The following is an 11566-nucleotide window of genomic DNA, read 5'->3' as shown; positions in this document are numbered from 1 at the left end:
GCTTTTCGAGTTTGGGCGGCGGTCCTGGGTTCTCGGCGCCCCCGTGCCAAATGCGGTTGGGCTTCGCCCAGGCCATACGGGGAGAACACGAGGCCCCGGCGTTAAGGCAAGCGCGCCTTCGGCGCTTCTGGCTGGGGGTGTCGGGTACTGCTGGTCCGGTGGGTGGGACCGGCCGTTGGATAGGGGTGGGCTGAACGGGGCAATCGGTCCGGTTGCGGGGCTGTTGGCGGGAAGTTCCCTACCACGGCGCGGCGAACGCGGTTACCGTCGGGACGACTTTGGCGGGAAGGGGCCCATGGACTACCGGCGGTTGGCTCGTGTCTCGCGTTTGACCGCTTTGGTCGCCGTGGGGGGCGTGACGTGCCTCGTTCTCCTGCCCATCGCCATCAACACCGCCACCGGCGGGTCCGCGCCTCGGGTGCTCGGGCCGTACGCCGAGTGGTTGTGGCCGTTGCTCGCCACGCTTGCCGTCGTCACCGGCGCGCTCGCCGCGTGGGATCCCATCCGGTCGGTGTTCGTCACGCGGAACCCGGCTCATCCGGCCAACCGGGTCGCCGTGCTGGACCGGGTCGACCGGGTGGTTCGGGAACGGGTCGAGGCGTCGCTCGGGGAGCAGGTGCGGTTGAAGTTGGGTGTTGCGCCCCGGGTCGGGCCGCGGTTGCCGATCCGGTCGCGGGTTCCGCTGGTCGTCACCGGTGAACCCGGCAGTGGCAAGACCACGCTGCTGCTCGAACTCGCGACCACGCTCGTCGCGCGGGCGCACAAGGACGACAGCAGGCCCGTGCCCGTCGTCGTGGACCTCGGCACGTGGCGCGGCCGGGATTTCGGGGCCTGGCTGCTGGACGAGTTACGCCGGCGCTACCGGCTCGGGCACCGGCTGAGCCGGAACTGGCTCCGGGAGCGGCGGTTGGTGCTGCTGTTCGACGGGTTGGACGACGTGCCCGAGGGCGATCGCGGCGACTGCCTCGCCTGGATCACCGCGCTCGACCTGCCGCAGGTCGTCCTCTGCTGCTCGACCGACGACTACGAGCGCCTGCCGCGCTACGAGATCGTCCCGGTGGAACCGTTGCGCCGCACCGACGTCCTCGGGTTGATCGCCGCCTGCGAACCCCGCCTGGACAGCCTGCGCGACGCGCTGGAGAAGGACCCCGACCTCTGGGACGACGTCCGCACCCCGCTCGCCTTCGGCCTGCTGGCGCTGGCCTTCCGCGCGGGCCGCGCCGAGTACCGCGGTGTCGTGGACACCTACCTCGTGGAGTCCGCCGCGCGGCACACCAGCCCCGAGAAGACGTTGCGCGCCTTGCGCTTCCTGGCCCGCATCGCCCGGCGCCGGCACGACCTCGACGCCCGATCGGCGTTGCCCCGGCGCACGCTGTGGCTGGACTTCGTGGACCCGCCCGCCATCCACCGCCTGTTCCACCGCGCCGCGCCCGGCGCGCTCGCGGGCGGCGCGGTGGCGTTCGGGCTCACCACCGGGCTGCGGCTCGGCCTGGTCACCGCGGTCGCCACCGCCGCCGCGATGATCGCCCTGCACCGGGGCGGTTTCCCGGCGCGCCGGAAGAAGGTCAAGGCCAAGCGCACCCTCGTGGCGAGCTTCGCGGCGGGCGCGGTACTGGCCGCCGGACTGTCCACAGTGGGCGCTTTGGCGGGCGACCGGTTGGCCCGCTGGCCCGCGCTGACCACGTTCCCGCTGGTCATGCTGATCACGTTCCTGGTCGGCGCGGGCGCGATCCGGGACCGCTACTGGGCCGCCGCCGCGGCGCTCGTGCCCGCGATCGTGATGGTGTGGACGGGTCCGACCGAGGCGATGCTGGTGGGACTGGGCATGGGCCTCACCACCGGCGCGGTGCTCGGGTTCCTGCTCGGCGGGCTGGCCAAGGTGTGGCAGGACCTCGGCGGCGTGCCGGGTCGCGGACCGCGGTGGCTGCCCGTGGCCGGGCTGGTCGGCGCGGCCGGCGCGGCGGCGTTGCACGCGCCGTTGATGACCGACGCCCTCGCGCCGGTCACCGGACTGCTGGTCGGGCTGGCCGTCACGCCGATCACCGCGCGGTCGACGCTGCTGGCCGAACCGCTGGCCCGCCCGCTGGCGTTGGACGAGTTCCCGTTGCGGCGCAAGGCGTTGCTCCAATCCGCCCGGGACCGGGTGCTGCTGTTGGACCAGCACCGGTTCCCGCACAACCTGGTGCGCGACCACCTCGCCGAGTGCGACCCGTCGGACCTGGGCGCGAGCGCCGCCCGCCGCCGGTCGGCCATCAGGCCCAGCGGGTTCTCCCCCAGGGCTTGAACACCGACAGCACGGTGCTCGTCACGTAGATCGTCAGCGACACGCACGAGGCGACCAGCACGTCGCGCCCGGCCGAGCCCGCCACACCGTCCGCCGCGTCGCGCAAACCCGGTCGCAGCAGGAAGAACGTCGCCAGCACGGCCGCCACGGTGAGCGCGAACTTCGTCAGCACCCACCGGTGCCGCACCAGACCCCACTTGGTGGCGAGCGAGATCGCCACCCCGCTGGCCAGCGACCCGAGCGCGAGCGGCAGCACGACCCAGTCGCCCAGCAGCCGCATCGCCTGGTACAGCACGGGTTCCCGGAACGCCGCGACCGCCAGCACGAGGTTGCCGGCGGTCACCCCGAGCCACCCCACCGACGTGATCACGTGCAGCAGCAGGAGCGTTTTGCGCGCGGTGGGTTTCATGACGCACAGCGTGCCGGTGCCGCGGGGCCCACCGCGTCCGTCGCCGGACGACGACCCCGAATACGCCTTCGGACGTACGATCACCCGTTGTAGACCCCTCATTACAGAAAGCGCTACTCTCCGACGGGTGGGCAGACCACGGGAGTTCGACGACGCGGCAGTGGTCGACGCCGCGATGGACCTGTTCTGGTCGAAGGGTTACGAGACCACTTCGACGGAAGACCTCTGCGCCCACACCGGTTTGGGCCGCGGGAGCCTGTACAACGCCTACGGGAGCAAGCGCGGGTTGTACGAACGCGTGCTGCTGCGGTACGCCGAACTGGGGTTCGCCGAGCAGGAGGCGCTGCTCGACCGGCCGGGTCCGGTGAAGGAGCGGTTGCGGGCGCTGCTGATGGCCGCGGTCGAGTGCGACCTGGGCGATCCGCGCCGGCGCGGGTGCCTGGCGGTGAACGCGGCGGTGGACGTCGGCGGCAAGGACGACGTGGTGGCGCACCACGTGCGGCAGCAGTTCGACCGGTTGGAGGCGGCGGTGTGCCGGCTGGTGGCCGCCGGTCAGCGGCTGGGCGAGCTGGTCGCGGGCGATCCGCTGGTGGCGGCGCGGTCGTTGCTCGGGACGCTGTACGGGTTGCGCGTGCTGGGCAAGGTGACGCGCGACCGGCAGGCGCTGGTCGACGTGGTGGAGGGCGCGCTGGTCCGGCTGTGACCGGTCAGCCCGCGGGCCAGTGCGCGGGCGCGCGGACGTGCTCCGGCAGCCGGGTGGTCGGCCCGCCCAGCGCCGAGTCGAGCTGGGCCTGGGTCACGAACAGCGCGCCGCGCAGGTCCGCGCCGGTCAGCTCGGCGCCGCGCAGGTCCGCGCCGATGAGGTCGGCCCGCCGCACGTCCGCGCCGGTCAGCCGGGCGCCGATCAGGTACGCGCCGCGCAGGTTGGCCCCGCGCAGGTCCGCGCCGGACAGGTCCTTGCCGACGAGGTCCGCGCCGCGGCGTTCGTTCTTCTTGCGGCGGTGCGCGGCGCGGGCGAGTTCGCTGGCTTTCAGCAACAGGGCGTTGACCGCCTGCCAGTGCGGCCCCGCGTCGAGACCCGCCAGGTCCGCCGCCGACCCGCCGGTGAGCGCGCGGATCTCGTCGTGCCGGGCGCGCAGGTCGGCGTGCAGCGGCTTCGCCTCGGGCAGCTCGAGCGCCCTGGTCGTGTACCAGAGCAGTTCGTGCAGGTCGCGCATCACCGGGAACACGTCGAACATCGCCCGCGCCGTCGCCGGGTCCTCGCGCCAGTCGCGGCCGCCGAACGTGGCTTGCGAGACCTGCTGGCCCGCGCCGAAGCAGTCGTACACCGTGCAGCCGCGGAAACCCTTGTCCCGCAACGTGGTGTGGATGCCGCACCGGGAGTCGGCGAGCAGGTTGGGGCACGGCGTGCGCGCGGGCTTGTCCAGGGCGAAGTCGACCGACCGGCCGAACGCGGGCACCACGCAGCACAGTCCGAAACAGCGCGCGCAGTCGGCCTGGAGGTTCATCCGGCGAGCGCGTCCAGGATCTGCTGCCCGTACTTGGCCAGCTTGTTCTCCCCGACGCCGCTGATCGTGCCCAGCTCGGCCAGCGTCGTCGGGTGGTCCGCCGCGATCTGCCGCAGCGTCGCGTCGTGGAAGATCACGTACGCGGGCACGCCCTGCTCCTTGGCCTGCCCGGCCCGCCACGCCCGCAGCAGCTCGAACACCGGCTCGGCCTCGGCGGACAGCTCGACCTGCTGCGCCTTGGCCGTTTTCACCGTGCGCGTCTTCGCGGCCCGCTCGGCCTCGCGGCGCATCAGCACCTTGCGGCCCTGGTAGAGGACCTCGTCGCTCTCCGGGGTGGTGATGATCGTGGAATATTCACCCTCCACCGCGAGCAGCCCCTGGGCCAGCAACTGCCGCACGACACCGCGCCAGCCGCTCTCGTTCAGCTCCTCGCCGATGCCGAACACCTTGAGCGTGTCGTGGTCGTGCTGGATGACCTTGGGCGTCTTGCGGCCGAGCAGGATGTCGATCGTCTGGCCCGCGCCGAACTTCTGCCGCCGTTCGTTGCGCAGCCGCACCACCGTGGACAGCACCTTCTGCGCCGGCACGGTGCCGTCCCACGTCTCCGGCGGCGCGAGGCATGTGTCGCAGTTGCCGCACGGCTCGCCGGTCTGGCCGAAGTACTCCAGCAGCCGCACCCGCCGGCACCCGACCGTCTCGCACAGCGCGAGCATCGCGTCGAGGTGCTGCATGAGCTTGCGCCGGTGCGCCTGGTCGCCGTCCGAGTCGTCGATCATCTTGCGCTGCTGCACCACGTCCTGGAGCCCGTAGGCGAGCCACGCGGTGGACGGCAGCCCGTCGCGGCCCGCGCGGCCGGTCTCCTGGTAGTAGCCCTCGACGGACTTCGGCAGGTCGAGGTGGGCGACGAACCGCACGTCCGGCTTGTCGATGCCCATGCCGAACGCGATCGTCGCGACCATCACCAGCCCGTCCTCGCGCAGGAACCGCGACTGGTGCCGCGCGCGCGTGCCCGCGTCGAGGCCCGCGTGGTAGGGCAGCGCCGGGATCCCGTTCTGGGACAGGAACTCCGCGTGCTTCTCGACCGAGTTGCGGGACAGGCAGTAGACGATGCCCGCGTCGCCCCGGTGCTCGGTGCGCAGGAGCTCGAGCAGCTGCTTCTTGGGGTCGTTCTTGGGCACGATCCGGTACTGGATGTTGGGCCGGTCGAAACTGGCCACGAAGTGCTTGGCGTCCTGGAGCTTCAACCGCTCGGCGATCTCCGCGTGCGTCGCCTTCGTGGCGGTCGCGGTGAGCGCCACCCGCGGCACGTCCGGCCACCGCTCGTGCAGGTGCGACAGCGCGAGGTACTCGGGCCGGAAGTCGTGGCCCCACTGGGACACGCAGTGCGCCTCGTCGATGGCGAACAGCGCGATCCTGCCCTGGTCGAGCAACCGCACCGTCTGCTCCTGCCGCAACCTCTCGGGCGCCAGGTAGAGCAGGTCGATCTCGCCGCGCAGGAACTCGGCCTCCACGAGCGAGCGCTCGTCGGGGAACTGCGTCGAGTTGAGGAACCCGGCGCGCACGCCGAGGTCGCGCAACGCGTCGACCTGGTCCTGCATCAACGCGATGAGCGGCGACACGACCACCCCGACCCCCTCCCGCACCAGCGAGGGGATCTGGTAGCACAACGACTTCCCCCCGCCCGTGGGCATGAGGACGAGCGCGTCACCGCCCGCGACGACGTGGTCGACGATCTCCTGCTGGTCCCCGCGGAACGACTCGTACCCGAATACCTTCCGAAGGACCTCCTGCGAAGCCATGGGGCGATGGTATCGACTACCCCCGACAGCCGAGGATCACCTACTCCCCGCGCCACGCGAGGCGGAGCGGCCCGAACACCGGCGCGTCCCGGGCCGCCGCCCCGCACCCGGACGCACCGCGCAATGCCGCCGAACGGAGCAGCGGTGATCATTCTCAAATCTGATAACGTCGGGTCGTGACCACGAGGGGAACTCGGCCGGAGTTGATCCTGCATCCCGTGCGGATGCGCATCATCATGGCTCTGGCCGCGCGCCGGCACACCGCGAAGGAACTCCGCGCGCTGTTGCCGGACGTGGCACAGGCCTCCCTCTACCGACACCTCTCGGAATTGCGGGAGAACGCGGTCGTGACCGTGGTGGCGGAACGCCGCGAACACGGCGGCGCCGAGCAGGTCTACGCGTTGTCGACCGGTGCCGCGCAGTTGGCCGGCCGCGATCTGGAGAACGCGACGGTCGAGGACCACTTCCGCTATTTCGCGGCGTTCGCCGCCAACCTCATCGGTGATTTCTCGCGCTACCTCGCCCGCGGCGAACCCGATCTGGAATCCGACGGTGTCGGCTACCGCGAAGTGGTGCTGCACGTGACCGACGAGGAATTCGCCGATTTCCTGCGCGGGTTCGCCGAACTCGTCGGCCCGCTGCTGCGGAACGAGGCCGATCCCACCCGAACGGAACGTCGCCTGGCCACGGTGACCTTCCCCGTCGCTCGTCCCGAGGAGAATTCCCGATGACCTCCGGCCGGAGTTCCGAAGCCGTCGACCTGGCCACGCGGGCCCGCACCAACTCACTCGCGGTGCTGGTCGTGCCGGTCGTGCTCGGCCCGCTGCTGTGGTGGCGATTCGGGTCGCCGTCCTGGTCCGCGGTGGGCCTCGGCGCCGCGGGCTGGATCGTGGCGTTCACCCTCCGCGGCCCGCTCGGACTGGCGTTGAGCAGGACCACCACCACCAGACAGCGGGTGTCGACCGTCCTGGCGGCGGCGTCCGGACCGCTCGAGGAACTCGTCAGGCTCGCGCTGGTCCTGCTGTTCCTCACCGATCCGCCCACCGCGCTCTGGGCCGGCGCCGGGTGGGCGACGGTCGAGGTGGTCTTCACGACGGTCAACGGGCTCGTGCTGTCGTCCGTCCTCGGCCGGGACGACGAGCAGGCCCGGAAGGTGCGTGACCTCCTGGGCGAGCAGGGCATCGCCCAGGACGTGGGGTTCGGCTGGGGTGTGCTGGAGCGGGTCAGCGCCACCGCGCTGCACATCGGCTTCACGTTGACGCTGTTCGCCAACCCGTGGTGGGTCGTGCTGACCGCGCCGCTCCACTCGGCGCTCAACCTCGGGGCGCTGACGCTGGTTCGCAGGTCGGTCGCCCTCACCGAGGCGGTGATCGCGACGGCCGGCGCGCTGGTGTTCGTCGCGGGCCTGCTCCTGGCGGGACCGATCTGACGGTCCCGCCGGGAGCGGGCACCTCAGGCGCGGATCCGGCAGGTCCCGGTCCCGCCGGGGAGCCGGTGGCGGTTCCTCGCGACGACCCGGTAGGCCAGGCGCGCCGGCCGGGCGACGGGGAACGCGGTCGACCACCGACCGATCGCGCGCAGGTGGCGCGACGTGGCGGCGGCGAGCACCGCGGACAGCGCGTCGACCCCACCACGCGTCTCCCCACCCGGCGACAGCCACACCACCTCGCGGCGCACGCGGTCCTCCGGGATGCCGTTCGCCTCCAGGTCGAACACCTGGAAGGGAACGGCGCGGACACCCGGTCCGACCCGGGCGAAGATCCACTCGACGACGCGGGAGCAGAACCCGCAGTCCCCGTCGAAGATCAGCACGGCGTCACGCACCGACCTCTCCCCTCACGGTCGCGACGGCCGGAGCCGGTCCCCGCGGCGACACCCGCGGAGACCGACTCCGACCAGGTCGGATCAGCTCTTGCCGACCCCGATCAGGTCGAGGACGAGGTTGTCGGTCTTGATCTTGCTCTCGTTCTCGTACCGGGCGACGTAGATCTGGTCCTGCTTCTTGCCCTGCTCGGCCTCGACGCACCGGGTCACGCACGGCGGCGCCGTCACGTCGACCCAGAGGAACACGTAGTAGACCTCGGCGAGCACGACCAGCAGGATCGCGCACTTCTGGGAGAACTGGTCGTAGTTCTCGCCGTGGGACCCGAGCGACTCGACGGTGTCGTCGAGGGCGCCCGACAGCGCGAGCAGGCCGGCCTTCGTCTTCACCACCGACCGCGAGGTGAACGCGGTGTAGAACTCGTCCACGAGGTCGCCGTGCCGGCGCTCCAGCTCGGTGATCAGGGTGTCCTCCGCCTCCTGGGCGACGGCGGCGTCCCCGATGTTCGGGAAGTGCGCCGCCAGCTTCTCGCCCACCGGCCCGTGCCCGAAGAAGACACCGCGGATGAGGTCCCTGGAGGTGATGGTGCCGTCCTGCGTCCGGGACACGCCCGGCGCCTGGGCCGCGGCGCCGGTGGCGGCCGACGCCGTCCCGACGGCCGTACCGGCGCTCACCAGGCACAACCCCAGGACGGTGGCGAGCAGCGCCCGGGCGAACTTGTTGTTGCGTTTCATCTTTTCCCCCTCTGGAAGATGACTCAGATGCGCGACGCGGTGACCAGGTCGGACGCGAGTTCGTCCAGATCCAGGTCGGACCGGTCCGTGTCGACCACCGCGAACGGCAGTGCCACCGCGACCCACACGGCGACCGCTGCCCACGCCGCGACCAGGATCAGCACCGCGGCGCAGTCCCCACTGGCCGGCGGACCCGCGGCGACCGGAACGCCACCGAGGCCGGCAACCGCCTGGTGCAACGGGTCCACGGCGGCGACGAGCGCCTGCCGCGTCTTGCCGTGCTTGCCCGCGACGACCGCGCGGTGCAGGTTCTCCACCACGTCCGGCCTGGACGCGACCACCGCGTCGATGATCAGGTCCTCCGCCGCCGTGGTGTCGGCGGTCTCCGCCGGCAGACCCGGGAAGTGGGCGGACAGCCGCTCACCGACGGGGCCGTGACCGAAGAACGCGCCGCGGAACACGGTCCGCGCGTCGTGCGACACCGCGACCTCGACCCCGTGGCCCGCGACCGCGGGCCGCGGGCTCGCCGACGTCGCCTGCGCGACACCGGAGGCCGCCGTGGACACCAGGCCGACGATCGCGATCGCGGCCGCGAGCCTGGTCATACGCCTTGTACCGCCGAAAATAGCTCTCACAAATCATCTCCTGCACTACGCGGGAAATTTCACACCACCGAAGGCGACGCCGAACGAAGACGTCGTCGCAGAACTTCGGAGAAACCACGCGTTGTTCTTTGCCGCCTACGGCAGGAAACCCCCCCTGGGTTTGCGACTCGACTCGAATCGCCATCGGCACGCTACCAGCAACCGAGTCGGCGGAAAAGAGGATTGTTCACACGGCGAGGAAGAGCCGGCCGCCGAACGCACTTTGCTCCGTTCGGGGGTGCAGGTATCGGCGCGGCAGGGGCAGCATGGCGAGCAGTGGCCGACATCAAGGGGGGATATCGGGCTACTGGTCACACCCTTCTCTTGTTTCGTGCCGCCGACCGTCGGACAGATCCCGGTCGGCCTATTCGGCACGCTTTCGGTCTTACCGCACGGGCGGGCGCACCTTTACCGCACCGCCGGTGGACCTGTTTGCTTTCACCACTTTGGAGTGTGCATGGCTGTGGGGGCTCCTCCGCTGGAGGGAAGATCGAAAGAGGACGTCCGGGACGACGGTCAGGCGCGGCGCCGGGACAGCGCGAACCGGTTGCGCGCGCGTGCGTTGTTCCTGATCGCGATCGTCCTGGCGTTGTTCGGGACGCTGCTCTACGTCCTCGACGCCGCGCTGCCCGAGAGCTCGATGGGCCTGCCGGGACAGGACAAGCAGGCGGTCAGGGGGGTGCTGCCGGAGGGGTGGGCGTTCTTCACCCGCAGTCCCCGGGAGGACCAGCTGATCTCCTGGCGCACGACCGGCTCCGAGGGGTGGAACCGCGCCAACTCCGTCCGGAGCTGGTCGCCCGAGTCCCTCTTCGGCGCGAGCCGCGCTCCGCGGGCGCTGGACATGGAGATGGGGCGCCTGCTGGGCGACGCCTCGCGGCAGAAGGCGGTCTTCGCGGACTGCGCGGCCGACGAGTCGGCCGAGACCCTCCGGGACGTCGTGAACTCGTGCCTGGACGAGGTACCGGTGGCGGCCAAGGTCGTCAACGTCGCCTCGCCGCCGCACCTGTGCGGTCGCGTCGCCGTCAGCAAGCAGCCGCCGATGCCCTGGACGTGGGCGAAGGGCGGCGTCGAGGAGCAGATGCCGGTGCAGGTCATGAGCCTGGAGGTGCGGTGTTGAGCACCACCTCCACCACGGCCGACCCGCTCGTCCGCCTGGGTCGGTGGATCACCACCCTCACCGAGCGGTCGCCGATCACCAACACCTACGCGCTCACCAGGTCGCTGCTGGCCGCGGGCAGCCTGATCACCCTGCTGGCCAACCCGACCGGCATCCTCTTCATGCCGCAGTCGAACGCCCCGATGCCACCCCGTTGTGGTGGGGTGTCCGACATCTCGGTCTACTGCGTGGCCCCGTCCATCGGGTGGGGCAAGTGGATCTCCGTGCTGGTGCTCCTCGCGGTGCTGTCGGGCTACTTCCCCCGGCTCACGGCCATCCCGCACTGGTGGGTGTCGTTCAGCTTCCAGGCGTCGGCCTCGGTCCTCGACGGCGGCGACCAGGTCACGGCCGTGCTGAGCGCGATCCTGATCCCGATCGCCCTCTGCGACGGCCGCCGCAACCACTGGTCGGACAACCGGGACACGACGACGGATCCCGGGGAACGGGCGCGCGCCGCCCGGTTGATCGCCTGGGTCGCGGTCGGCGTCGTCCGGATCCAGGCGTCGATGCTCTACCTCCAGGCGGGCATCGCGAAGCTCGGGGTTCCCGAGTGGGCGAACGGCACCGCGATGTACTACTGGATGAACGACCCGATGTTCGGCGCGCCGCCGTGGGCCACCTGGATCCTGCAACCCTTGCTGCACAACGGACTCACCGTGGCGTTGTTCACCTGGTCCGTGGTGTTCGTCGAGGTGGTGTTCGCGGCGGGGCTCGTCGCGCCGAAGAAGTGGTGGAGACCGATCCTCCTCGTCGCGGTCGTCTTCCACGCCGGCATCGCCCTCACCATGGGCCTCGTGTCCTTCGCCTGCGCGATGATCGCGCTCGACGTGCTGTTCCTGCACCCGGCCGACAAGAACGTGTCGACCGCCCTGCCACGCCGACTCGTGAGCCGCCTGCGCCGCGCCACCGCGCGCTGAGAGCCCTGGCTCGCACTCCCGGCCGACCGGCCCGCCCTCCGCGGCACCGGTCGGCCGGGAGTTCTTCCACACCGCGCGGTGTTCCCGGCGCCCTCGGGCCGGCGCCCGGCCGACTTCCGCTCGGACGCGTCGCACGCCAAACCCGGTCCCCGCGCCGAAAACACCGCGAACGCGCGGTCCCGCGTGCCGGTGACATCGGATTCCGCGCGCCGAACGCGGACCGCGCCCGGACTTCGCCACCCGCGAGTCCGTCGAGTCGCGGTCCCGGCCGATCGCGCCCGGAGCCGGAAGAA

General features: G+C 71.4%; 12 protein-coding genes. 6 read left to right on the top strand and 6 right to left on the bottom strand.

The features are described from left to right. Positions 1-355 precede the first annotated feature (355 nt). Positions 356-2284 (top strand): NACHT domain-containing protein, encoded by a 1929-nt coding sequence (locus AB0G50_RS30160; RefSeq protein WP_360115253.1) that lies wholly within the window; start codon positions 356-358, stop codon positions 2282-2284. Here AB0G50_RS30160 and AB0G50_RS30155 read toward each other — a convergent pair. Beyond that, complete coding sequence (locus tag AB0G50_RS30155) at positions 2253-2693, bottom strand: hypothetical protein (protein ID WP_360115250.1); 441 nt, start codon at positions 2691-2693, stop codon at positions 2253-2255. The two genes, AB0G50_RS30160 and AB0G50_RS30155, sit on opposite strands and share 32 nt — an antisense overlap. A 127-nt stretch (positions 2694-2820) precedes the next feature. Between AB0G50_RS30155 and AB0G50_RS30150 the strand changes: the two genes are divergently transcribed. After that, positions 2821-3396 (top strand): TetR/AcrR family transcriptional regulator, encoded by a 576-nt coding sequence (locus AB0G50_RS30150; protein ID WP_360115247.1) that lies wholly within the window; start codon positions 2821-2823, stop codon positions 3394-3396. A gap of 4 nt (positions 3397-3400) precedes the next feature. Here the strand turns inward: AB0G50_RS30150 and AB0G50_RS30145 are convergent, their stop codons facing one another. Both AB0G50_RS30145 and recQ read right to left on the bottom strand, forming a co-directional pair. After that, positions 3401-4201: a pentapeptide repeat-containing protein gene (locus tag AB0G50_RS30145; protein ID WP_360115244.1), complete on the bottom strand. Its 801-nt coding sequence runs from the start codon at positions 4199-4201 to the stop codon at positions 3401-3403. Further along, positions 4198-6000, bottom strand: a complete 1803-nt coding sequence (gene recQ, locus AB0G50_RS30140) for a DNA helicase RecQ (RefSeq protein ID WP_360115241.1) — start codon at positions 5998-6000, stop codon at positions 4198-4200. The genes AB0G50_RS30145 and recQ overlap by 4 nt, the downstream gene beginning before the upstream one ends. Positions 6001-6176: 176 nt before the next feature. Here recQ and AB0G50_RS30135 point away from each other — a divergent pair, with 176 nt between their 5' ends. Together AB0G50_RS30135 and AB0G50_RS30130 are read left to right on the top strand one after the other, a co-directional pair. After that, positions 6177-6731, top strand: a complete 555-nt coding sequence (locus AB0G50_RS30135) for a helix-turn-helix domain-containing protein (RefSeq protein ID WP_360115238.1) — start codon at positions 6177-6179, stop codon at positions 6729-6731. Further along, entirely contained in the window at positions 6728-7429 is a 702-nt protein-coding gene (locus AB0G50_RS30130; protein WP_360115235.1) for a hypothetical protein, read from the top strand. Before AB0G50_RS30135 ends, AB0G50_RS30130 begins: the two co-directional genes overlap by 4 nt. 23 nt (positions 7430-7452) lie before the next feature. Here the strand turns inward: AB0G50_RS30130 and AB0G50_RS30125 are convergent, their stop codons facing one another. The 3 genes from AB0G50_RS30125 to AB0G50_RS30115 form a co-directional block, all read right to left on the bottom strand. Beyond that, positions 7453-7824 carry a DCC1-like thiol-disulfide oxidoreductase family protein gene (locus AB0G50_RS30125; RefSeq protein ID WP_360115232.1) on the bottom strand — a complete coding sequence of 124 codons (372 nt, stop codon included), beginning with the start codon at positions 7822-7824 and terminating at the stop codon, positions 7453-7455. Positions 7825-7905: 81 nt separating this feature from the next. Continuing rightward, positions 7906-8556 carry a hypothetical protein gene (locus tag AB0G50_RS30120; RefSeq protein ID WP_360115229.1) on the bottom strand — a complete coding sequence of 217 codons (651 nt, stop codon included), beginning with the start codon at positions 8554-8556 and terminating at the stop codon, positions 7906-7908. A gap of 23 nt (positions 8557-8579) precedes the next feature. Continuing rightward, on the bottom strand, positions 8580-9161 hold the full coding sequence (locus tag AB0G50_RS30115; RefSeq protein WP_360115226.1) for a hypothetical protein: 582 nt from the start codon (positions 9159-9161) through the stop codon (positions 8580-8582). A gap of 496 nt (positions 9162-9657) precedes the next feature. On the opposite strand from AB0G50_RS30115, the gene AB0G50_RS30110 reads away from it, so the two are divergent. After that, complete coding sequence (locus tag AB0G50_RS30110) at positions 9658-10317, top strand: SdpA family antimicrobial peptide system protein (RefSeq protein WP_360115223.1); 660 nt, start codon at positions 9658-9660, stop codon at positions 10315-10317. After that, positions 10314-11273, top strand: coding sequence for a sporulation-delaying protein SdpB family protein (locus tag AB0G50_RS30105; protein WP_360115220.1), 960 nt, complete (start codon positions 10314-10316; stop codon positions 11271-11273). Before AB0G50_RS30110 ends, AB0G50_RS30105 begins: the two co-directional genes overlap by 4 nt. Positions 11274-11566: the final 293 nt, after the last annotated feature.

Origin of the sequence: Actinosynnema sp. NPDC020468, assembly GCF_040642015.1 — a bacterium.
In the GTDB taxonomy this organism is placed as follows: domain Bacteria; phylum Actinomycetota; class Actinomycetes; order Mycobacteriales; family Pseudonocardiaceae; genus Actinosynnema.
Note: the sequence above shows the minus strand (reverse complement) of the source record. Positions and strands in the feature narration are given on the sequence as shown.